Source organism: Yersinia sp. 1252 StPb PI (assembly GCF_048593885.1).
Classification (GTDB): Bacteria; Pseudomonadota; Gammaproteobacteria; order Enterobacterales; family Enterobacteriaceae; genus Yersinia; species Yersinia enterocolitica_E.
In genome coordinates this window covers 25,359-49,114 of sequence record NZ_JAZGQE010000008.1, presented here as the reverse complement: position 1 = coordinate 49,114, position 23,756 = coordinate 25,359, and the positions used below count along the sequence as shown (strand labels likewise).

Below are 23,756 nucleotides of genomic sequence, written 5' to 3'. Positions count from 1 at the left end.
ATTAAATAACAATAACGTTACTATACGCTGCTGGTTTCGCAGAGATATTGGGTTTTATTGATGGAGTTGGTGGGAATTATTGAAGGTAACGGCGGATGCGGGATCTGACTCGGTGGATATCCTCGCTATACTCATCCTGAATATGGCGAATACCTTACCCTAAGAGCCTCTTCGCCACATCATGAGAAATTGAGTTTTAAGACAATAAAAGATAACTGTCATCAATCCTCTGCCATCCCCTCGGCTGCCTCTTGCCGCCACCGCGCCACTAATGCTTTTCGCCCTGTTAGGGCTAGATTGTTAACAATCTGCGCGGGCGAAATACCCTGCTGTAAATAATACCGTAATGCGGGAAGGGGTAATTGACTGCGTAATAACAAACGCTGTAGTGCGGGTAAACTCGCCTCTAACGGCCGAAAAGCAAAGGCAAAACCAGCCAGTTCACGCCAGTCGTCGTCATTTAAGGCAATGTCAGGTTGTTGAGGCTGGGATAGCGATAAGGGCGTTGGAATGTCGACCCATTGCTGCAACCAATACCAATCACGCTCTAATTGCTGCCGTGCTGCCTCACAGAGCGATTGTCCCGCTAAACTCAGGGGTAATATCGCCATTGCCGCATAACAGCCGCTGCTGGCTTCCTTATGGCTACCAATACGCACCAGATGAAAGCCGCAGGCACGCCAGAAGCGTTCTAATTCGGGGGTATAACCAAAACTGACTGAAATATAATCAAGCCTCTCGCGCTGCCCACGCGCAAGCTCGGCGGCAATCATCTGTTGTGCTATCCCCTGCCGCCGCCATGACGGTGCTACCGCGACTCGACTGATTCGCCGCGACCGTAAGGTGGGTGCATGCCATTGCCCACTATGAGCCGCCAGTGACTGAGCCACCAAACTCCCCTTTGGCCGCCGTTTCCCTGCCCAAACGGCATGGGCTAATGCACTGCTAAGCCCCCCCTCATCCACCAGCCACAGTGCACCAATGACTGAATCAGCCACCCTGGCCGCAGAAAAATGCATCCCTGGCGCATCCATCAAACGCCGCAAATCAAGGGGGGTGGTGCGATAATGCGCACTGGCAAGCAAACCATAAAAACGTCGCAGCAATTCGGGGTAGTGCAGCCAATCGCGCTGCTTACAGGGCATAATATCGACTGACGCTGAGAGAGATTCGCGGCGCGGTAGCTCATCGTCAAATAGCATAACTTCATCCACGACACGCTCTAGCGGATCACCGCTGGCCCAACGAATAGGGTCTGTTAGCGCCAAAGGGTGCCAATCGTGTAGTGTTGTACAGAACTTCAACAAGAAACCACGCCCGGTGCCTTCGTAACCCTGCACGGTGGTGGTTAATAATGCCCGTGGGAAGTACACCAATAACGCCGATAGGAGTGTGGCAGGGATAGCCGCAGCCTCATCAATCAATAACCAGTCAATTCCGCTGACATCGTTTAACCGACAGTAGTCTAATAGTGCATCTGGCGCCCAGAAGTGCGCTCGTTCTCCCGCGCACTGATTCAGCACTTGTGTGGCTGCTTTACCCGGCCCGGTGACCCAGCAGCGACCGGGCCACTGCGCTACCAACATACCGGCCAGCGTCGATTTACCGCGCCCACGGGCTGCCGTCAGCACCCAAGTGCCGCGTTCTGCCTGCATCAGGCGTTGAAGGATAGTATGCTGTTCCGTGGTAGGGGAACCGTCGGGCTGCTGCCAGTCTGGGCGAGAGTACAGCATAGGCATGGATAGCGGCTGGTTCTGTTGCCACAAAATAACATCAGGATCAGCCTGAAGTTGACGTTGCAGATGGTGAATAAAATTCGGTGTAGTGATGGGGGTGAGTTGTTCACTCCAGCGCAAACTATCAGCGTCTGGTAAGCACTGCCACCTATCCCACTGCGGCACTAGCAGCACCAGCCAGCTACCAGCTTGCAATGCGCCGGCCAGCACCGCCAGTGCTTCGGTATTCAAACCATCGGTGGCATCAAATACGCCATGTAACCCTTCCTGCCCGAGTAAGGTTTTTGCCGCTGTCGGGTGAATTGCATTGCCAGTGTCAGCGGCCTGTTCTGCTATCCATAACCAATCACCCGGCAATTGCTGACGCAGATTTAATGCCTGCTGGCGCGACCAATCCGCGCAACCGCTGAGGACCAGTAAACGCCGTATCCCCTGCCGTGCCATTAGTGGTTGGCTGAGCACAATTTGATCGATCACGTTACGATTTACCGATCACCAGTGAAAGCAAGCCCGCGGCGATCAACGGCCCAACCGGAACTCCTCTAAATAACGCAACCCCCAGTACCGTTCCGACCAATAGCCCTGCCACCACGGACGGTTGGTGAGTCATCAACGACACGCCACGGCCACCTAACCAAGAGACCGCAACCCCGACCACAATGGCTAATATCGATTTCCACTGCACAAAGGAGTGCAGCACCTCGCTGGCGCTAATTTTACCACTGGCAATCGGCGTCATCACGCCAATGGTCAGAATCAAAATACCGATGGTTAAGCCATACTTTTCTATCCATGGGAAAAACTGATTTAACGGAGTAATACGAATGGCGAGTAGTGTCAGAATAGCTAATGTGACGGTCATATTGTGGCTAATGATGCCAAGCGCAGCCAACGCCAATAGAATCAATAAAGTTGGATCAAGAGCGGCCATGGTTATCCCTGCCTTGCAATAAATGCCGGCAGCTAGCGTGCCGGTAAGAGGAAAGTGGTCTTATGATAATCTATTTATACTTTTCGTACCTGACGCTACAGCGCTGTTCGCTGTAACGCCAATGATTTTAGCTGATCAGTTTAACGGGTGGAGAACGTGTTGCAGCTATTAGGATCACCGCTATCGAAACCACGTTTAAACCAGGTATAGCGCTGTTGTGATGTGCCATGAGTGAAGCTATCAGGAACGACACGCCCTTGCCTTTGCTGCTGTAAGCGATCATCCCCAATTGCCTGTGCCGCATTTAGTGCCGCTTGTAAATCACCCACTTCCAACACCTGCTGGTCTTCCATGGCTTTGCCCCACACGCCGGCAAAACAGTCCGCCTGCAATTCCATTTTGACCGAGAGGCGATTAGCTTCAGCCTGAGATGCACCCTGCTGCTGCTGACGCACTTTAGTATCAATACCCATCAAATGCTGCACATGGTGGCCAACTTCATGAGCAATCACATAGGCCTGAGCAAAGTCGCCCCCCGCACCCAGTTTATTCTTCATATCTTCATAGAAAGATAAGTCGATATAAACCGTGCTATCTGCTGGGCAATAAAACGGTCCCATAACGGACTGACCGGTACCGCAACCGGTGCGCGTTGCACCACGATACATCACCAGTTTAGGCTCCTGATAGGTACGCCCCATCTTTTGGAAAATAGGTTTCCAGGCGTCTTCTGTATCCGCCAGAACGACCGAGGTGAATTTGGCATATTGGTCATCTTTAGTGCTGACTGAACTTGGAGAACGTGGCTGTGTTTGAGTTTGTGACATCGGATCACTGCCATTTAACAACGGGGTCAAGTCAACCCCGTAGTAGCCCGCAACCAACACCACAATGAGAATAACAATACCGCCCTTGCCGCCAATCGGAGGCCGGAACCCACCACCGCCCCCGGATGCATCCCCGCGCCTATCTTCTACATTGTCACTTTCACGACGACCTTGCCAACGCATAGCAATACTCCCAGATATTTTCCTTACATATTATCGTAGGAAATCTGTTGAGCTAATACCATTAAAAGCTTAAATGATTGGTGTTATTAGCGGAGTTGGGCATTCAAATACATGCTCAAAGTACTTAGAGGAGGCGGCAAGTGAGAGACAAATCTGTCTGGAGCTAAACTAAACGCTGCTTGCTGCGGCTGGCCCAGAGAGGGGCTGAGTGGTGAACATCGCTAATAATGCTGTAGCGTTAAGAAAGAAAAGCATGGGGGAGATAGCGACTATCTCCCCTGCGCCAGACAAAACGGAATCGATTGCGCGGTTAGTCTAATTTTACGCCGATACGGTGTGCAACTTCTTCGTAGGCTTCAATCAAACCACCCAGGCTTTGACGGTAACGGTCTTTGTCCATCTTGTTCAGGGTTTCCTTATCCCATAAACGGCTGCCATCAGGTGAGAACTCATCACCCAAAACCACTTCATCACCGAACAAACCGAACTCCAACTTGAAGTCCACCAGGATTAAACCGGCATCATCAAACAGTTTACTCAACACATCATTCGCCAGATAGCTCAGCTCTTTCATGCGGGCCAATTGTGCTTCTGTCGCCCAGCCAAAGGTCTTGCAATAAGACTCATTGACCATTGGGTCATGCATGGCATCGTTTTTCAAAAACAGGTCGAACAGTGGTGGGTTCAGTTGCAAACCTTCTTCTATTCCTAAGCGTTTTACCAACGAGCCTGCGGCACGGTTACGGATAACACACTCAACTGGGATCATTTCCAGTTTTTTGACCAACACTTCGGTATCTGACAGCAAGCGTTCCATTTGCGTTGGAATACCGGCTTCTTCCAATTTAGTCATAATGAAATAGTTAAATTTGTTATTTACCATTCCCTTACGATCGAATTGTTCAATGCGCTGACCATCCAGTGCTGACGTATCGTTACGGAACTCCAATACCAACAGGTCAGGATTTTCGGTGGTATAGACGGTCTTCGCCTTCCCACGATACAACTCAGCTAGCTTTTGCATCTTAATTACTCCAGTAATGTGAAAATATAACTCGCTATAAAATGACTAAACCCTAAATAATTCGAGTTGCAGGAAGGCGGCAAGCGAGTGACAAATTGGTTGTAAACCATTTTGAACAGCGCCTGCGCTGGCCCGCAGGGTGAGCCTCATTAGAGGCTCATAATCCCGATGAGCTTACTGTGTTGTAAGTGACTCGGGTGATTGAACGTCGCCAACGCACATGCAGCTTGAAGTATGACGGGTTTAAAGGGGCCGAAGCCCCTTTGGTTTTATTTGGTACTTGTAGCACCAGTTTGGCTAAATGCTGCCTGGAACACCGCGACCAGAGCATCGTTCTGAGACTGAGTCAGAGTATGCCCTTTCGGACCGATGAACTGTAAGCTACTGCGGTTATCGAGATCACCGACCTGTAACTTATAATCGCCTTCTGGCAATTCAGGGTCTTTGGCACCCAACGCATCCCAACTGCCGCTACTCATGGATTTATTGGTAACGTTAATCGAACCTTGTGGACGGCTACGATCAGTAACCTTCATGCCAATCTTCTCAAGGGCGGCTGGCAGACGTTCCCACAATACAGCATAAGGGGCACGTACAATCAGTTGCGGTAAACCAGTATCATCGCTGCCGCTTTGAACATCTAGCGTGCCGACTTTACGGGAAGCCTGACTGCTTTCGCTATCAGAACGCACCTTATCCAGACCTTCGATAATGGCATTCAGCATTGCACCGTTGTAGCGCTGGATTTCGGTATAGCTGGTGACCGGTTGCCCACCTTGCTGTAAAGCAAGAGATTTCACCACTAACACCAACTGATAACCTTGCTCCTGCACGCTTATCTGATAACGGCCTTCAAACTGCACGTCTTCATCTGCACGATTCCATTTGACCCAGTCAGTTGTCAACGTTTGGCTGGCATCCTGACGGCTGGCTATCGCCCAGTTTTTATCCTGTAGAACGCGGGTAACTTGCGCCCAAAGATTACGGTTTTGCGGGCTATTTTCTAACAATAGCTTGCTGGTATCGTTAGCATTTTCAGCGCGAGAACCGCTAAGCAATGCCAGTGGTTGTACCGGAGGACGGATGTCCAACTGTTTGCCCACAGCACCTTGAGAGTTGACGGAACGGATATCAAACTCACCATTTTGTATCGGCAGAATCATCCCTGCTGGTGAGTTAAGCGGCTTTAGCCCCGGAGCTTCAAGATAAGACTCGTCACCGCCAACCTGGCGTTTGTAGCGTTGGTCAGTGGAGCAACCTGCCAGCAGCATTGCCAGCGAAACACCCACTACCGTTACCACCGTCGACTTTTGCAATGTTATTGCCATCAAATTTCCCTAAGAGTTACAGCAAACCTGCGCTTTTCAGCGCATCTTCCACAATCCGTTTAGCCGGGTCAGTCAGTGGGGTCATTGGCAGACGAAGAGTGTCATTCGCCATTAATCCCAGCTTCTTCGCGGCCCATTTCACCGGAATTGGGTTTGCTTCTACAAATAAATGCTGATGCAACGGCATCAAGCGCTGATTCAAACGGCGTGCTTCTGCAAAGTTACCCTGTGCAGCCAAGTCACAAAGTTCAGCCATTTCACGCGCAGCAATGTTCGCTGTCACCGAAATAACCCCTTTGCCGCCCAGTTGCATAAAGTCCAGTCCGCTCGCATCGTCACCACTGAGCAGGATGAAATCTTCATCATCAACCAGCACTTGGATCTGACTAACCCGACTTAAGTTCCCTGTTGCTTCTTTAACAGCAACAATATTTTTAATTTTGGCTAAGCGAGCAATGGTCGGCGGTAACATATCGCAACCGGTACGCGAAGGCACATTATAGAGAATTTGTGGCAAATCGGTACTTTCAGCAATCGCTTTGAAGTGTTGATATAACCCTTCCTGCATTGGCCGATTATAATATGGCGTGACAGTCAAACATCCCACCACACCGGTATTATTAAACCGTTGGGTGAGAGAAATTGCTTCGGAGGTGGCATTAGCGCCGGTTCCGGCAATGACTGGGATTCGGCCGTCGGCCAGTTCGAGCGTCTGCATGACCACATCGACATGTTCGTCATGGTTCAGTGTTGCAGACTCACCAGTTGTGCCCACGGAGACAATCGCCGCAGTACCACTGGTTACATGGTAATCAATCAGTTTCTTCAGGCTTGCACGATCGACCGCACCTTTATCGTCCATCGGCGTTACCAGTGCAACTATGCTTCCTGTAAACATTGGACTTCCCGTAAACATTGCCCACCCCCTCCTTAAACAAGTTCCTCATGGTACTTTTGACCTCTATCCAAAAGCAAGCAAACAACTGTGTTGTAAGCGCTTGGCAGCAGGTTTTTTTTATGTTTACCATGGTAACCCCAAAGAGCATGACAGGAAGAGCGATTTTGCCGCAGCTTGATGAACATTATCTGGTCATTACCGCACTGGGTGCTGACCGCCCAGGAATCGTGAATACCATCACCCGCCATGTCAGTAGCTGCGGTTGTAATATTGAAGATAGCCGGCTAGCCATGTTCGGTGAGGAGTTCACATTTATTATGCTGCTTTCAGGCAGTTGGAATGCGATTACCCTACTGGAATCCACCTTACCGCAAAAAGGGGCAGAGCTTGATTTGCTGATTGTGATGAAGCGAACCAATGCCCAGGACCAAAAAGCGATGCCTGCCACAGTATGGGTAAAAGTTGAAGTCAATGACTCCCCCCATATTATTGAACGGTTTACCAACTTGTTTCATTGTCACAATATGAATATCGCCGAGTTGGTTTCCAAAACTCAGCCGGCTGAAGGTGGCAACCCTCCTCGGTTGCATATCCAGATTAGTGCGCACAGTCCCGCCAGCCAAAACAGTTCGATAATTGAACACGCTTTTTATCAGCTATGTACAGAACTCAACGCGCAAGGCAGTATTAGCGTTGTGAACTATCCACAGCATGACTCACGAATGGAGAGTTAGTAATGAGCCCATTGAAAGCCGGTGATATAGCGCCGAAGTTTAGTTTGCCCGACCAAGATGGCGAGCAGATTAGTTTGGCCGACTTCCAGGGACAACGTGTCTTGGTCTACTTCTACCCTAAAGCCATGACACCAGGCTGTACTGTTCAGGCCTGCGGTCTGCGCGACAACATGGATGAATTGAAGAAAGCGGGTGTCGAAGTGCTCGGTATTAGCACCGATAAACCTGAAAAGCTGTCACGTTTCGCTGAAAAAGAGCTACTGAACTTCACATTGCTGTCTGATGAAGATCATCAGGTTGCAGAGCAGTTTGGTGTCTGGGGCGAAAAAAGCTTTATGGGTAAAACCTACGACGGTATCCACCGTATCAGTTTCTTAATTGATGCCGACGGTAAGGTGGAGCATGTGTTTGATAATTTCAAAACCACCAACCACCACGATATCGTAATGGATTACTTGCGCCAAAGTGCCTGAGTCATCACACCCTGGCCCTGGCCGATAAGTTGCAAAAAAAGAGCGCTCAAGTGCTCTTTTTATTGGCAATAAATCGAATGTTCCCCAAAGCCATTGCTGTTGCAGCAACGCAGCCAGCTAACACCGCTGCGGCATCAAGGGCACAGGGGATAGTTAATCTGCGTCGGGGATAAACTCCTCCGGCCAGGCATGAATAACCGCTTTCACCAGCGTAGCTAACGGGATAGCAAAAAATACCCCCCAAAAGCCCCACATGCCGCCAAAAATGATCACTGACAGAATAATCACCAAAGGATGCAGGTTTACGGCCTCAGAGAACAGTACCGGCACCAGCAAGTTACCATCCAGCCCTTGTACTACCAGATAGGCGATAAAAAGTGTCCAGAAATCGGCCCCAACCCCCCACTGGAATAACGCCACCAACACCACTGGAATCGTGACAATCACTGCGCCAATATAAGGGATCAGTACCGAGAAGCCGACTAACACCGCCAGTAACAGCGCGTAATTCATGCCCATAACAAAGAACACTAAATACGTGGCGATGCCAACAATCACCATCTCCAATACTTTGCCACGAATATAATTGGTTATCTGCTGGTTCATTTCCAGCCAGACTTGCCCAGCCAGACCGCGATTACGCGGTAAAATACGCCGTACTGCATTCAGCATCTGCTCTTTATCTTTGAGCAGGAAAAACAGCATCAGTGGCACCAGAATCAAATAAATTGCCAATGTCAGTAAACCTATCAGTGAAGCGAGAGAGATTTTAACCACGGACTCCCCCATCCCCGACAGCTTGCTTCGCAGATTTTCTGCCATCATATCGACAATGCCGGCATCCACCAGCGCGGGATAACGCGCAGGTAACGTCTGAGCAAACGCATTGAATTTATTTAGCATTTTCGGCATGTCTGATATCAGATTATTGCCCTGTTGCCACACCGTTGGCGCCACAACAAATACCGCCAGTAGTGTGATACCACCGAAAATCACCAGTACGATACTGGCCGCCCATGGGCGAGAACAACCAATACGTTGTAATCGGGCGGTTGGCCATTCTAACAAATACGCCAACACGATCGCCGCCAGCAGAGGAGCCAAAATGCCACTGAAGAAGTAGAGAATGCAGAATCCAGCCAACAGAATAACCAATAAAGCGATAACCTGCGGGTCGGTAAAACGCCGACGATACCACTGTAACAACAGCTCTAGCATCCGTAATTGCTCCTTAAGTGCCATGAGAGATCGACAAATTAGTCGATCCCTTTAACCGCCCCGACATGCAGGGACATAACGAAGGTAAATTGTTTTCGTCAGACGTTCCCTTATCTCCACATGCTGGCTAAGATAGTTGCGGGCCTCAGCACGGAGGTTGAGCTTAACCTTTGACGTATTTGATGCTATTTATGTGATCTATACCCAATTGTACTGGAGAGTAGAGTAAGGAAGAAGAACTCTTACACATCTCGGAGTCTAATTGTCATTACATTAGCAAGGGCAGCCTCGTTTATGACTTATCGGTTAACTAAAACAGGTCGGTTAAGTAAGACAATGATCGCCACACTACTCAGTAGCTTGCTGCTCACTGGCACAATACCTGCCAGCGCTGAGACACAAGACCTGCTGCCCGATATTGGTACCTCTGCGGGTGCCACTTTGAGTATCGATCAGGAAAAGGCAATGGGGGATTTTTATGTCCGCCAAATGCGCGCCAGCACCCCGCTGATTTATGACCCGCTATTGACTCAATATATCAATACGCTGGGTAATCGGCTGGTCGCCAATGCCTACTCAGTACGTACGCCGTTTCATTTCTATTTAGTGAATAACGATCAAATTAACGCTTTTGCTTTCTTCGGTGGCAATGTGGTACTCCACTCTGCCCTGTTTCGCTATACCGAAAACGAAAGTGAACTAGCATCTGTATTAGCACATGAAATATCTCATGTGACTCAACGCCATCTGGCGCGCGCGATGGAAGAACAGCAAAGAATGGCGCCGCTGACGTGGGTCGGGGTACTAGGTTCTATTCTGTTAACCATGGCCAGCCCACAAGCAGGGATGGCGGGTTTGAGCGGTACGTTAGCAGGCGCTCAACAAGGCGTCATCAGCTTTACTCAAGGCAACGAACAGGAAGCTGACCGTATAGGTATTCAGGTATTACAGCGTTCGGGGTTTGATCCGCAGGCCATGCCTAACTTCCTGCAAAAGTTAGCCGATCAGTCACGATATACATCAAAACCACCGGAAATGCTGCTGACTCACCCCTTACCAGATAGCCGTTTATCTGATGCGCGTAACCGTGCTAATCAGATGAAACCGCACCCTATCGCGTCATCACAAGATTATTTATTCGCCAAAGTTCGTATTCTGGGTATGTATGGCTCAACTGAGAACAGCCTCACGCCAGACCTACTGGAAACATTGAGTAAAGGCACGGTGCGCGAGCAATTGGCGGCCAAATACGGTCAGGCCATTTTGTGGTATCAGGCCAAAAAGTACGATGAAGCCCGCAATCTGTTACAGCCCCTGTTAGCGCAACAACCGGGCAATATTTGGTTCCTTGATTTGATGACTGATATTGATCTGGGGCAAAACAAAGCCGCCGCCGCCATTGCCCGCCTGCAAGCGGCAACCGCTAAACAAAATGATGAGCCGGTGTTGCAATTGAACCTGGCCAACGCTTATGTCCAAGGTGGCCAACCGGCAGCGGCAGTCAAGATACTAAATCGCTACACCTTTGCTAATCCAAACGACCCTAATGGCTGGGATCTGTTAGCCCAGGCAGCAGCTGCACTGGGTTTACGTGATCAGGAACTGGCTGCTCGGGCAGAGAGCCTGGCTTTGAGCGGCAAATTGCCACAGGCCATCGGCCTGCTCAGCGATGCCAGTGCTCGGGTGAAATTGGGGAGTCTGGAACAGGCGCGTTATGATGCGCGCATTGACCAGTTACGCCAGCTAGATAAGCGCTTCCAGAAATACCAGAAGTCTTAAGGAAATTTATCATGAAAGATGTCACGTTTTATCATAATCCACGCTGCTCTAAAAGCCGGGAAACACTCGCACTGGTTGAACAGCAGGGGATTCAGCCACAGGTCATATTATATTTAGACAATCCACCGTCTGTGGCGGGGTTAAAAGCGTTACTGCAACAACTCGGCTTTCATGACGCGCGGCAGCTTATGCGCACCAAAGAAGATCTCTACCAAACACTGAATTTGGCAGATGAGACATTGACGCAGGATCAGTTACTGCAAGCGATGAGCGATAATCCAAAACTTATCGAGCGCCCGATTGTGGTTTATAACGGCCAGGCACGTATCGGCCGCCCGCCAGAGCAGGTGCTTGAGATTTTACCGTAACTTGATTGCAACCCATGATTGAACGCTGCGTATCGAAGCGAGGCCGATGGAAGGGCCGAGTCACCAACGCAGCGCCCCCTACCACTTGCCAAAGGAAGGGTATTAAAGGCTAAGAGTTTCTTTTACAAAAGGAATGGTGAGCTTACGCTGGGCGGTGATAGAGGCCCGATCAAGTTGATCCAGGGTCATAAACAGTGTGCGCATTTCCCGATCCAACCGTTTTAGCAAGAAACGGCCAACGTCTTCGGGTAATTCAAAACCACGCAATTTGGCACGTAACTGTAAAGCCTGCAATTTTTCATCATCCGACAACGGCTGCAATTTATAGATCTGCCCCCAATCCAGACGTGAAGCTAAATCAGGCAAACCGAGATTTAATTGCCGTGGTGGGCGATCACCGGTAATCAATAAACGGGTGCGGCCGGTTTCAACAATGCGGTTATAGAGATTAAATATCGCCATTTCCCACTGCTCATCGCCCGCGATACACTCAATGTTATCAATACACACCAGCGCCAACTGCTCCATACCATCTAATACTTCGGGCACAAAATAAGCGCGTTTATCGAGCGGGACATAGCCTACCGCCTCGCCTTTTTGCGATAACTCCGCACAAGCTGCATGTAATAGATGACTCCGACCACCGCCTTCGCGCGACCAAAAATAGATATAACTGCCGTGGGACTGATGAACAGTAGACTGGATCGCCGCTAACAGGGACGGGTTCTCCCCCGGATAAAAACTGGCAAAAGTTTCATCATCGGGAAGATAGAGTGGCAGTGAAAGCTGTGCCGGCGTATTCAGAAGCACCTCAACCAACAAAACGGGCGGGAAAACGTGGCAAGCTTACCACAAAAATTAACAACAGCATAAAAACCTGATCTGAAGCGAAAAACTGGCCGAACCCACAATAACCGCCCGGCCAGATATCACTTTTTATTGCACCGATATTAACGTGTGGACTCGTCTTCCTGAGCGTCAATAATCTCTTCTTCAGGTCGAATCAGACTGATCACTTTAAACAGCAGGCTCAAGCCAATCCCCACAACCGTTGCCAAAGCCATGCCTTTCAGTTCGGTTGCGCCGATATTCACTTTCGCGCCACTCACCCCGATGATCAGGATAACGGAGGTTAAGATCAGGTTTTGTGCTTTGTTATAGTCAACTTTTGACTCGATCAGCACGCGGATACCTGATGCGGCAATAACACCGTACAGCAGTAGTGAAACACCGCCCATCACCGGTACCGGCACCGCTTGAATGGCAGCAGCCAATTTACCGATACAAGACAGCATGATCGCCAGAATCGCAGCGCCACCGATCACCCAAGTACTGTAAACACGGGTGATCGCCATAACACCGATATTCTCACCATACGTGGTATTGGGGGTTGAGCCAAAGAAGCCGGAAATCACCGTCGAAATACCGTTGGCAAACATCGAGCGATGCAGACCGGGTGAGCGAATCAAATCTTTTTTCACGATATTAGCAGTCACCACCAAGTGACCGATATGTTCAGCAATAACCACCAGCGCCGCAGGCAAGATGGTTAAAATAGCGAACCATTCAAAACGTGGGGTATAAAACGTCGGTAAGGCAAACCAATGGGCCTGACTAATTGGGGTTAAATCAACCACCCCCATCACAAATGACAAAGCATAACCGACCAACACACCGATCAAGATAGGGATAATGGCGAAGAAGCCACGGAACAGCACCGATCCCAGAATGGTTACCCCTAACGTCACCATTGAAATGATGATAGTGGTTGAATCTACTGTCACACCTTGGGCGGGCAATAATCCGGCCATACCCGCAGCAACGCCAGCTAACTCAAGGCCGATAACGGCAACAATCGCCCCCATCGCCGCGGGCGGGAACAGCACATTCAGCCAACCCGTTCCGGCTTTTTTCACAATCAGCGCCACCAGACAAAACAGCACGCCGCACATGATAAAACCCCCCAAGGCAACTTCGTATCCCAAGGGTAATAGCAGCAGTACCGGTGAGATAAACGCAAAACTTGAGCCGAGGTAAGCCGGGATTTTTCCCTTACAAATAAACAGATAGAGCAAGGTTCCGATACCGTTGAACAGCAGCACCGTGGCCGGGTTAATTTTAAATAGAATAGGAACTAAAACGGTGGCACCAAACATGGCGAACAAATGTTGAAAACTCAGGGGGATCGTCTGGAGCAGCGGTGGACGCTCGCTGACACCGATGGTGCGACGGCTCATTTCTCTATCCTCTTAATGGTGTGTTTAAAAATGATTATGCTAAAAGTTATTCAAAAAAAAGCCGACTATCGAGTCGGCTATCTAAAGGTTATTCCAGTATGCGGTAATGAGCACAGGCAGTTTGGACACGGACAGCGCACAGAAACCGGGAGCGTACACCATGACCTTGTAAATCATAAGTACGTGAGGATTCCGAGCACTGCTCAGGTTCAAAATGGCAAGCGAATAGCATAATAGTGTGACCTTTTATTTTGTTCCGAAAATCTTATCCCCGGCATCACCCAAACCTGGAATGATATAACCGTGTTCGTTCAGGCACTGATCGATGGCGGCGGTATACAGCTCTACGTCTGGATGCGCCTCTTCCAGCGCTTTGATACCCTCCGGTGCGGCAACCAATACCAACACTTTAATGCTCTGGCAGCCGGCTTTCTTCAGCAAATCGATAGTCGCAATCATCGAACCACCGGTTGCCAGCATAGGGTCAACAACCAACGCCATACGTTCGTTGATATCAGCAACCAGTTTCTGGAAATACGGTACCGGTTTTAGTGTCTCTTCATCACGATAGACACCCACCACGCTGATGCGGGCACTCGGTATATTTTCCAACACCCCTTCCATCATGCCTAAACCAGCACGTAGGATCGGCACCACCGTAATTTTCTTACCTTTAATCTGTTCAATCTCTACCGGCCCGTTCCAACCCTCGATGGTGACTTTCTCAGTTTCCAGATCGGCGGTTGCCACGTAAGTCAGCAAACTCCCTACTTCAGACGCTAACTCGCGAAAACGCTTCGTGCTGATATCATTCTCACGCATCAAACCAAGTTTATGTTTTACTAGCGGGTGTTTCACCTCAACGATCTTCATTATTTTTCTCCTGGTTAGGCGGTTGACGGCCAAAAAAATCGCGAGATTATACCGCCTTTTTTTTTGAACACCACAATGAATAGCCTGATTCAGATCAATAGAAAATCAATCTTAAGTCAAGAAAGCTAAAAATCAGCGTGATATCACAAGCTACTCGCAAACGTTTGCCTGCGCTGTTAGAATTGTCGCGTTTTCTTCCTATAGCCAAAGTAATTGGCGTTGCAGGTAGGCTGCCAGCAAGCGACCCCCGATGAGCTGACTCAAGTCAGTGATTTGGATGAGTTCGTGCAGCGAGCCCTCTTGCGGCTTCAAGTATGAAGGATATAAGCTCAAACAGCCAACCGCCGTGGGGACCTCGCTGTGACCAACAAAACCTCTCTCAGCTATAAAGACGCAGGCGTAGATATCGATGCCGGTAATGACCTTGTTGATCGCATAAAAGGTGTGGTTAAACAAACTCGTCGCCCAGAAGTGATGGGTGGATTGGGCGGGTTCGGTGCCCTGTGTGCTTTGCCACAAAAATACCGTGAACCTATTTTAGTCTCAGGCACCGACGGCGTAGGCACTAAGCTGCGCCTGGCGATGGACCTGAAACGCCACGATACCATTGGTATCGATTTAGTGGCCATGTGTGTCAATGACCTGGTGGTTCAGGGTGCTGAACCGCTGTTCTTCCTTGACTACTTTGCCACCGGTAAACTGGATGTGGATACTGCCGCCAGTGTGATTACCGGTATCGCCGAAGGGTGTAAACAATCAGGTTGTGCACTGGTTGGCGGCGAAACCGCAGAAATGCCGGGGATGTACCACGGTAAAGATTATGACGTTGCCGGTTTCTGCGTTGGTGTAGTTGAAAAGTCTGAAATCATTGATGGCAGCAAAGTGACACCGGGTGATGCGTTGGTTGCCTTAGGTGCCAGCGGCCCGCATTCCAATGGTTATTCCCTGGTACGCAAAATTCTGGAAGTCAGCAACACCAATCCTGAGCAAACTCAGTTGGATGGTAAATCGCTGGCTGACCATTTGCTGGAACCGACCAAAATCTACGTTAAATCCATTCTCAGCCTGATTGAGCAGCTTGATATTCATGCTATTGCTCATCTGACTGGCGGCGGCTTCTGGGAAAACATCCCACGGGTATTACCCGCAGGGACTCAAGCGGTTATCGATGAAGCTAGCTGGCAGTGGCCTGCGGTATTTAGTTGGTTGCAGCAAGCCGGCAATGTCAGCCGCCACGAAATGTATCGCACCTTTAACTGTGGTGTCGGCATGGTTGTTGCGCTCCCGGCAGAACTGGCTGATATCGCCGTTGAGTTACTGACCGCATCCGGTGAGAAAGCCTGGAAAATCGGTGTGATTGCGGCGGCGACTGATGGTGCAGATCAAGTCATCATCAATCCATAACATTGCTGATTCAGCCCGCAGCTTCAAAATCCCGATGAGCTGACTCAAGTCCGTGATTCGGGTGACAAATCTGCCGGGAGCAGATTTCAACGCTGCTTGCAGCGGCCTCAACGAGGCGAGGCCCACGGATGGGCCGAGTAATGCGCGCAGCCAACACCCCCGCAGCTTCAAGTACGAAGGGTATATGAAAAAGATAGTGGTTTTGGTCTCCGGCCAGGGCAGTAATCTACAAGCGTTGATCGACGCCCAACAACAAGGGCGTATTTCAGGCACCATCAGTGCCGTGTTCAGTAATAACCCCGATGCTTATGGGTTGGAACGAGCTGAATTGGCGGGTATTCCCCACCATGCTGTGGATGCCAAGTCCTATGCGGATCGCGCCAGTTTTGATTTGGCATTGGCGCAAGCCATTGACTACTATCAGCCTGACTTACTGGTGTTAGCCGGTTATATGCGCATTCTCAGTGCAGAGTTTGTTCAGCACTATGCTGGACGAATGTTAAATATCCATCCGTCACTGTTGCCGAAATACCCCGGTCTGCACACTCATCGTCAGGCACTGGAAAACGGTGATCAGGAGCATGGCACCTCGGTGCATTTCGTTACTGAAGAGCTGGACGGCGGCCCGGTTATTCTGCAAGCCAAAGTACCGGTTTTCAGTGAGGATAGCGAAGAGGATGTGGTCGAAAGAGTACAAACTCAGGAACACAGCATTTATCCGCTGGTAGTCAGTTGGTTTACCGATGGCCGTCTTGCTATGCGTGATAATGCCGCCTGGCTGGATGGTGAACGCCTACCTGCGCAAGGCTACGCGGCTGAATAAAACAAGTTAATAAATATTGATTAAAGGCGCGGCCATTAATGGTTAGCGCCTTTTTTAATTCCCCTGTGCTTACCTCTTGTGCTAATAGTATAATTTTTAGGGCAGCAACCGCTGTCGCCAATGAGGAATATGTATGTCTACCACTAACAGCGTCAGGTTACGCCCACTGGAACGGGATGACTTGCCGTTTGTTCACCAGTTAGATAACAATGCCAGCGTAATGCGCTATTGGTTTGAAGAGCCTTACGAGGCCTTTGTTGAACTGTCTGATCTGTATGATAAACATATCCATGACCAGAGTGAGCGCCGCTTTATTATTGAAAGCCAGGGGACAAAAGTCGGTCTGGTGGAGTTAGTTGAAATTAACCATATTCACCGCCGTGCTGAGTTTCAGATAATTATCGATCCGGCTCATCAGGGTCAAGGCCATGCCGGGGCTGCCGCAAGACTGGCGATGGAATATGGTTTTTCGGTACTGAATTTGTACAAACTTTATCTGATTGTTGATAAAGAAAATCAAAAAGCCATCCATATCTATACAAAATTAGGCTTTGAAATAGAGGGTGAATTAAAGCAAGAGTTCTTTATCAATGGTGAATACCGTACTGTAATTCGTATGTGTATTTTCCAGCCACAATATTTGGCTAAATATAAAACACCATCGATAAAGAGTGCTTAATCCACTGGGGCCAGTTCAGTTGGCCCCAATATCAATTCAACATATTCATCACTGGATAGCACCCTATTAAGAACAGATAACAAACGACACAACCCGCCACTAAGTTAAATACTATTTCACGCCAACAACGATAATAATGAAAAATCTTCTTTTAGCGCCCAAGCCATAACGTCTTGTTTAAATTTCTGGCTTGAGCTATCCGTGGATTCCCGACACGCATGATAAGAATAGATAATACCAATCACGTCATCTTCGGTTAGCTCCCCATGCTGGCTGGCATAGGCTGAAATGAGTGCTTTCAAATAGAAGAAATCTATGGCTTGTAGATTAAATACCGTAACCGCCGCTTGCTCATCCCCCATCGCCAATTGGTCATGATGAATGCGTAACAGAAAATAATTGCGCCATACCGACGGGTATTTGGTAAAAAAGGGCAAGGCATACTGTTGCCATGCATTGTTTAGTTGTTGTTTATTGTGATTTTGCCCAACCAAATCATTAGTGGCGTAGCTCAGCAACGGTTGAGCATAAGCCGCCAGCGTATTTCGCCCCCGAATATCAGCCAGTTGTGCAATAAAATCAGCCAAATAATTTAATAGTTCATCACTGATAGCCGGAGCTATCTTCATCGCTGCCAGTTCATGGGCTGCTTGCCCTGCCGTCATAGTGGCGATAAGTTCAGTGCGCAGGTTGTCTATCTCAACCATTTTAATTTTATTCACGTCATCCCAGGCTTGATAATTATGTAAAAAACAATTTATCGCCCAAAGATTTTCTTCAATATTCGGTTGCTGGCTGGCTGCAATTGCCGCACAAGCGCGATTAACCAACCGCTCTTCAATAACAATATCCGGTGCTTTGTAATAGTCATATTGGTTGATAGTAGAAAAACGCAACGTTAGCGCGTCATCGGAAAATAATGCCTGCCGGGTTACCTCAGGGCAAGAGAGTGACATGCTTTTGATTTTCTGATTTTTATAAACATGTTCAACGCGGGGGAAAGTTGCGCAACTGTGACTCAGTGCATGAGCGCCGGCATGTTTGTGAATTTGACATAACCGTTGTTCATCAAGAAAGGGGCAATTCCCCTGACTATCCGGGTGAATATTAGCCCAAGAGGCAAGGCTGGCTTGAGTAACCGAAATCTGGTTAATGGCAATACGTTTAATTTCTGCGTAAGGGCTTTTAATGTATTTTTGATAACGATTTCTATCAAGCGTGACATTTTGGCCTTTGCAGCAGTGTTCGCGACATGCTGTGCCGACACAACTAAATGTCTCCATAAAATCAGGCTGAGTTATCAATAGCTCTTTCACTTAACGCTTCCATTCAGTAGTCACCTAAATAACGAGCGGCACATGAAAGTGTAAACTTAAATCGCAATTGATAAATAAAGCAAACACCTTAGAAACTGCTGTACTGGCGCTAAATGTTCAACCGTAACGCCCGGTGATATAATCTTCCGTCCGGCGCTGACGCGGTGAAGTGAACAACGCATCGGTATCGTTATATTCCACCAGGCTCCCTTGATGAATGAAGGCGGTGTAATCCGAGACCCGCGCCGCCTGCTGCATATTATGGGTGACCAGTACCACGGTGTATTGCTGCTTGAGTGTGGTTATCAACTCTTCGATGGTTAGGGTGGATATTGGGTCCAGAGCGGATGTCGGCTCATCGAGCAATAACACCTCAGGTTCAATAGCAATGGCTCTGGCGATGACCAGGCGCTGCTGCTGGCCGCTGGAGAGACGAAAGGCATTTTCCCGCAACCGGTCCTTCACTTCATGCCACAATGCTGCGGCCCGCAATGAGCGCTCAACAGCATCATCAAGCACCCGACGGTCACGAATCCCCTGTAAGCGCAGGCCATATACCACATTCTCATAAATTGACTTAGGGAATGGGTTGGGCCGCTGAAACACCATGCCAACCCGCCGACGCAATGCGGCAACGTCAGTGGTTTTATCGGTGATAATTTCACTACCTAGCCGGATTTCACCCTCAAGATGACAGTTATCCAGCAAATCATTCATGCGGTTAAAGCAGCGCAATAAGGTAGATTTACCACAACCAGACGGGCCAATCAGCGCAGTAACACGGTGCTTAGGCACATTAAATGAAATATCGTGCAACACCTGTTTGTCACCATAAAATAAATTGAGCTTTTCGACCGCCAGCGCCGTTTGCTCGTCGGTCAATTGCTGTACATCAAGCAGCGGCAGCGAATCCGGCGTCAAAAGTCCCATATTTCGTCCTGCGGGTTAAAAAGTTCAGTCACAACAATAAACCTCGATATTTTTCACGCAAATGATGGCGAATACCAATAGCCGCTAAATTAAGGCCGACCACAATGATCACCAGCAGCAGAGCTGTGGCAAAGACTAATGGGCGAGCCGCTTCCACATTGGGGCTTTGAAATGCCATATCGTATATCTGGAAGCTCAAATGCATGAACTTACGTTCTAAATGTAGGAACGGGAAGATACCATCGACTGGCAAGAGCGGCGCTGATTTCACCACCCCTACCAGCATCAGCGGCGCGGTTTCCCCCGCAGCCCGTGCCACCGCCAAAATAAGCCCGGTAATCATCGCCGGTGCCGCCATCGGTAACACAATATGCCACAGTGTCTCAGCCTTAGTGGCTCCCAGCGCTTGCGAGCCTTGCCGCAAGCTGGCCGGAATGCGTGACAGCCCCTCTTCGGTGGCAACAATCACCACTGGCAACGTCAGCAGTGCTAGCGTTAACGCCGCCCATAAAACGCCAGGGGTACCGAATGTCGGGTTGGGGAGCGCCTCTGGGTAAAACAGTTTATCCAGTGATCCACCAATCAGATAGACAAAGAAACCGAGGCCAAATACGCCATAAACAATAGAGGGCACCCCAGCCAGATTCACCACAGAAATACGGATCATGCGGGTCAGCCAGTTTTTGCCGGCATATTCATGTAAATACACCGCTGCAATCACCCCTAATGGCATGACCACGATAGACATCAGTATCACCATCAGTACCGTGCCAAAAATCGCTGGGAACACACCGCCCTCGGTATTGGCATTGCGCGGATTATCGGTCAGGAATTTCTGAGTTTGTGCTGCCCAATGATGTAGTTTTTGCCCGAAAGTCATGTCATTGGGATACCAGGCGCGGTTAATCTGGCTAAGTGACAGTGGGTGGATTTGCCCATTCATGTCGCGCAATAACAGCGTGTAGCGACTTTGCTCGGTTTGTAGCCCGCGTAATGTTTCCATCATGGCTTGATGGCTACGTTGCAGCGCCCCCCACTCCGCCTCGATACGGTCCTGCGATTTACTGTCAAGGTCGCCATTCATTTGTAGCCGTTTTTTCTCTAGCCGCAACGCCTCAAACTGTTGATTGAGCATATTCATTTGGCGGAACTGAATATCATTCGCGCGCTTGACCAGACCTTGTATCACAGGAATACGTTTTTGCAGTTCCTGAGCCAAATCATTGCCCACTAACGGTTGGCCGTTATCCAACATGCCAGCGAGGAAACCGTATGCCATACCATTGTTTTGGCGATCCAGCACCAGCAGATCTTTAGGCAAAGTGCGTTGCTGGATATCACTGTCCAGCAGGCGATGGAAATCCTGCCCCTGAATCTCGCGGTTACCGGTTTTAATCAAATAGCGGGTTACGGTCTCACCGGCCTGCGACGGTAACATCACGCCGGCTTGTTCTAATTGCTGACGTGACAGCGTCTGCTGTTGATAAATTTCGCCAATCATTTTGACCGGGCCTGCCGCCGTTTGCTTAAGCTCAAACAGATAGACCGGGGCGGGCCAGAAATATCGCATCCCTTGGCCTGCCAACAATAATATGATCCCAAGCAACGCCAGCAGGCTGATACTGACAGCACTGGCGGTTAGCCAGATCCACGGGGAACCCGATGCAAACCACTTTTTGGTCACGCCAGACACGTTAGGCTTAATGTTCATCACGCCGTCCGCTCCATCTGATAGCGTTCACGCAACCGCAGACGAATAGCCTCGGCCAGTGTATTGACTAAAAATGTGAAGCAAAACAGCACCAGTGCGGTCAGGAATAGCACCCGATAGTGGCCGCTACCGACGACCGCTTCCGGCATCTCGATAGCGATATTGGCTGCCATCGCCCGTAACCCCTGAAAAATGCTGCCATCAATAATGGGTGTATTGCCGGTCGCCATGAGCACAATCATGGTTTCCCCCACCGCACGGCCAAAACCAATCATCAGTGCAGAGAAGATACCAGCGTAGGCTGAGGGCAGAATGACCCGGGTTAACGTCTGCCACGGGGTCGCCCCTAGTGCCAATGAGCCTTGGCTGAGTGACGGCGGCACACTGAATAGTGCATCCTCTGCCAGCGAAAAGATGACCGGGATCAGCGCAAACCCCATGGCGACACCGACCACCAGCGCATTACGTTGAGAGTAGTTGTCACCCAACCACTCATGTAATGGCCCTCCTAGCACCCACTGCGCCAGTTGTGGTCCCAACCATAATGCGAACCAGCCGGTCAGCAGGATAACCGGCAACAGCACAATCACGTCCCAGCCCGCAGGTAACCGCCATTGTGTCTTTTCCGCCAGACAACTACTCCCCCAGCCACACAATAAAATAGCCAGCGCCAACAGCGGCGGAAGTAGCAGAATGCCCGTCAGATAATGTTCAATTACCGGAGCCAACCAAATACCGGCAATCAAACCTATAACCACGGTTGGGAATGCCCCCATCATCTCAATGGCCGGTTTAACCACTCGCCGCAAACCTGGCGACATAAAATAGGCCGTATAAATTGCCCCCGCCAATGCCAATGGAACGGCAAATAACATGGCATAGGCGGCAGCCTTTAATGTGCCGAAAATAATCGGTACCAGGCTGAATTTAGCCTGATAGCTCTCTTCGGCCGAGCTTGATTGCCAAACATAGGCTGGCTCAGGGTAATTCTCATACCACACCCGTTGCCACAAGCTACGCCAGCTAATGTCTGGATAGCGATTGTCCAATTGATAGGTAGACCAACCGGCAGCATTCTCAAGCAGCAAACTATCACCCCAAGGGGAGAACGCAGCGTCGGTAACGCCGTCAGCTAATTTATGTTGCAGCAAAGGCGTTGACTGGATACTGGAGAAGAGTGATAGCTCGCCTTGTGGCGATAATGAGGCAAAAACCCGACGCGCGCTCTCCGTGGTCAATAAGCCCTTACCTGTCGGAGTGAAACTGCGTATGCGCGTCAAGTGAAATTGATTATCCGACCCTTTCTGCACATCAAACCATTGGCTGATTACGCCGCCCGGCGCTTGCACCAGCAACGACTTGCCACCTGGCAGCAAAGAGAGGGTCAATGGCCCATCAGACGCATGCTGGTCATCCAGTAACGACACAGTTTCACGCAATTTCAGTTCCGGACCAAATTGATAGATAGATAACTGCTGGCCGGATAACAGATAGAGCAAACGCCCGTCAGGTGCCAATAACAGTTGACTGACCGTTTTCGGCACATCCGTCAGTTCAGTGACCTGCTGCCCCTGGGCAGTAAACGTCCCTGCCAGCAAGCGGCCATCATCGGTAACCGCGGCAAGGGTAAATTGCTGTGATTGCGGTTCAGCCAGCACCAAATGCTGCAAGCGTTGGCCTTTCAAATCCATAAACCGCGGCTGTTCACCCAGCGGAAATTGCCAGCGTGGCGGTGTGGCTGAGAAATCGGGTTGCAGTAGAGTAAGACGGCCATTGCTCAGGCCAACGCCATACAAAGGTTGCCCATTGGCTGCACGGCTGATTGATACCGGTGGCGGCGATAACCGCTGTTCGCTTATCAGACTACCTGCCGGGGATGCCCCCAGTGCATTGAGCCGAATAAAGTAGCCATAGCCTTGATTATCAATGCGATATCCGACCTGCCCTTGAATATCAATACCCAGCGCGGCCGTCGGCGCACTGCGAGTGACAGCGAACTGATTATGCAAACTGATAGAGGCCGGTTTAAACAACGGTAATACGGCATACAATAGGTAAACGAAAATCAACATCAGTGTCAGCAGCACTAACAAGCCACTACTCGTCACCGCCATGTGCACTAAACGATCAATGGCAGCCCGGCGCTTATCTCTCCCTGATGGTGTTGCTTTGCCTGTTCGCTGCATACTCTTCGATTGCCCCATACCCCGTCTACTATTATCAATCCAAGCGTATATCTATACCGCCAGATGACCGAGCATCTTATGTCACTTTTGTGGCGTTT

The 23,756-nt window shown here is 49.7% G+C and carries 21 protein-coding genes; 7 read left to right on the top strand and 14 right to left on the bottom strand.

Annotated features, from left to right (window positions below; genetic code table 11):
- Positions 1-221: 221 nt before the first annotated feature.
- The 6 genes from V2A85_RS02475 to dapA form a co-directional block, all read right to left on the bottom strand.
- On the bottom strand, positions 222-2,180 hold the full coding sequence (locus V2A85_RS02475; protein WP_420070849.1) for a tRNA(Met) cytidine acetyltransferase TmcA: 1,959 nt from the start codon (positions 2,178-2,180) through the stop codon (positions 222-224).
- 34 nt (positions 2,181-2,214) lie between these two features.
- Positions 2,215-2,667: a DUF441 domain-containing protein gene (locus V2A85_RS02470; RefSeq protein ID WP_004876835.1), complete on the bottom strand. Its 453-nt coding sequence runs from the start codon at positions 2,665-2,667 to the stop codon at positions 2,215-2,217.
- A gap of 140 nt (positions 2,668-2,807) precedes the next feature.
- On the bottom strand, positions 2,808-3,677 hold the full coding sequence (locus tag V2A85_RS02465; protein ID WP_083163309.1) for a neutral zinc metallopeptidase: 870 nt from the start codon (positions 3,675-3,677) through the stop codon (positions 2,808-2,810).
- A 310-nt stretch (positions 3,678-3,987) separates the two neighbouring features.
- Positions 3,988-4,701: a phosphoribosylaminoimidazolesuccinocarboxamide synthase gene (purC, locus tag V2A85_RS02460; RefSeq protein WP_083163306.1), complete on the bottom strand. Its 714-nt coding sequence runs from the start codon at positions 4,699-4,701 to the stop codon at positions 3,988-3,990.
- Positions 4,702-4,970: 269 nt separating this feature from the next.
- Positions 4,971-6,029, bottom strand: coding sequence for an outer membrane protein assembly factor BamC (bamC, locus tag V2A85_RS02455; protein ID WP_083163303.1), 1,059 nt, complete (start codon positions 6,027-6,029; stop codon positions 4,971-4,973).
- 16 nt (positions 6,030-6,045) lie between these two features.
- Complete coding sequence (gene dapA / locus V2A85_RS02450) at positions 6,046-6,927, bottom strand: 4-hydroxy-tetrahydrodipicolinate synthase (protein ID WP_372559626.1); 882 nt, start codon at positions 6,925-6,927, stop codon at positions 6,046-6,048.
- Positions 6,928-7,091: 164 nt separating this feature from the next.
- Here dapA and V2A85_RS02445 point away from each other — a divergent pair, with 164 nt between their 5' ends.
- Both V2A85_RS02445 and bcp read left to right on the top strand, forming a co-directional pair.
- Entirely contained in the window at positions 7,092-7,661 is a 570-nt protein-coding gene (locus V2A85_RS02445) for a glycine cleavage system transcriptional repressor (protein WP_083164144.1), read from the top strand.
- Positions 7,662-7,663: 2 nt separating this feature from the next.
- The gene (bcp, locus tag V2A85_RS02440) at positions 7,664-8,134 is read left to right on the top strand and encodes a thioredoxin-dependent thiol peroxidase (protein WP_372559627.1); all 471 of its coding nucleotides are present in this window, start codon (positions 7,664-7,666) and stop codon (positions 8,132-8,134) included.
- A 153-nt stretch (positions 8,135-8,287) separates the two neighbouring features.
- Here bcp and V2A85_RS02435 read toward each other — a convergent pair whose 3' ends face one another.
- The gene (locus V2A85_RS02435; protein ID WP_372559628.1) at positions 8,288-9,352 is read right to left on the bottom strand and encodes an AI-2E family transporter; all 1,065 of its coding nucleotides are present in this window, start codon (positions 9,350-9,352) and stop codon (positions 8,288-8,290) included.
- Positions 9,353-9,688: 336 nt separating this feature from the next.
- Here V2A85_RS02435 and V2A85_RS02430 point away from each other — a divergent pair, with 336 nt between their 5' ends.
- Positions 9,689-11,131 carry a M48 family metalloprotease gene (locus tag V2A85_RS02430; protein WP_372559934.1) on the top strand — a complete coding sequence of 481 codons (1,443 nt, stop codon included), beginning with the start codon at positions 9,689-9,691 and terminating at the stop codon, positions 11,129-11,131.
- A gap of 11 nt (positions 11,132-11,142) precedes the next feature.
- Positions 11,143-11,499, top strand: a complete 357-nt coding sequence (gene arsC, locus V2A85_RS02425; protein WP_372559629.1) for an arsenate reductase (glutaredoxin) — start codon at positions 11,143-11,145, stop codon at positions 11,497-11,499.
- A 102-nt stretch (positions 11,500-11,601) separates the two neighbouring features.
- On the opposite strand, the gene hda is transcribed toward arsC, so the two are convergent.
- From hda to upp, 3 genes are all read right to left on the bottom strand, one after another.
- Positions 11,602-12,309: a DnaA inactivator Hda gene (gene hda, locus V2A85_RS02420; RefSeq protein ID WP_032906019.1), complete on the bottom strand. Its 708-nt coding sequence runs from the start codon at positions 12,307-12,309 to the stop codon at positions 11,602-11,604.
- Positions 12,310-12,449: 140 nt separating this feature from the next.
- A complete protein-coding gene (gene uraA / locus V2A85_RS02415) occupies positions 12,450-13,736 on the bottom strand; it encodes a uracil permease (RefSeq protein WP_420070844.1) in 1,287 nt (428 codons plus the stop codon).
- Between the two features lie 246 nt (positions 13,737-13,982).
- Positions 13,983-14,609 (bottom strand): uracil phosphoribosyltransferase, encoded by a 627-nt coding sequence (gene upp / locus V2A85_RS02410; protein WP_005183956.1) that lies wholly within the window; start codon positions 14,607-14,609, stop codon positions 13,983-13,985.
- Between the two features lie 360 nt (positions 14,610-14,969).
- Here upp and purM point away from each other — a divergent pair, with 360 nt between their 5' ends.
- From purM to speG, 3 genes are all read left to right on the top strand, one after another.
- Positions 14,970-16,013, top strand: a complete 1,044-nt coding sequence (gene purM / locus V2A85_RS02405) for a phosphoribosylformylglycinamidine cyclo-ligase (protein WP_420070843.1) — start codon at positions 14,970-14,972, stop codon at positions 16,011-16,013.
- Between the two features lie 184 nt (positions 16,014-16,197).
- Complete coding sequence (gene purN, locus V2A85_RS02400; RefSeq protein WP_372559631.1) at positions 16,198-16,836, top strand: phosphoribosylglycinamide formyltransferase; 639 nt, start codon at positions 16,198-16,200, stop codon at positions 16,834-16,836.
- A 133-nt stretch (positions 16,837-16,969) separates the two neighbouring features.
- Positions 16,970-17,515, top strand: a complete 546-nt coding sequence (gene speG, locus V2A85_RS02395; protein ID WP_083163283.1) for a spermidine N1-acetyltransferase — start codon at positions 16,970-16,972, stop codon at positions 17,513-17,515.
- Positions 17,516-17,631: 116 nt separating this feature from the next.
- Here speG and fliB read toward each other — a convergent pair whose 3' ends face one another.
- The 4 genes from fliB to V2A85_RS02375 all read right to left on the bottom strand — a co-directional run bounded on the left by fliB (position 17,632) and on the right by V2A85_RS02375 (position 23,658).
- Positions 17,632-18,831: a flagellin lysine-N-methylase gene (gene fliB, locus V2A85_RS02390; RefSeq protein WP_420070842.1), complete on the bottom strand. Its 1,200-nt coding sequence runs from the start codon at positions 18,829-18,831 to the stop codon at positions 17,632-17,634.
- 117 nt (positions 18,832-18,948) lie between these two features.
- Complete coding sequence (gene pstB / locus V2A85_RS02385; protein WP_083163277.1) at positions 18,949-19,761, bottom strand: phosphate ABC transporter ATP-binding protein PstB; 813 nt, start codon at positions 19,759-19,761, stop codon at positions 18,949-18,951.
- Between the two features lie 28 nt (positions 19,762-19,789).
- On the bottom strand, positions 19,790-21,472 hold the full coding sequence (gene pstA, locus V2A85_RS02380) for a phosphate ABC transporter permease PstA (RefSeq protein WP_420070848.1): 1,683 nt from the start codon (positions 21,470-21,472) through the stop codon (positions 19,790-19,792).
- Positions 21,472-23,658, bottom strand: a complete 2,187-nt coding sequence (locus tag V2A85_RS02375; RefSeq protein WP_420070841.1) for an ABC transporter permease subunit — start codon at positions 23,656-23,658, stop codon at positions 21,472-21,474. Before V2A85_RS02375 ends, pstA begins: the two co-directional genes overlap by 1 nt.
- Between the last annotated feature and the right edge of the window lie 98 nt (positions 23,659-23,756).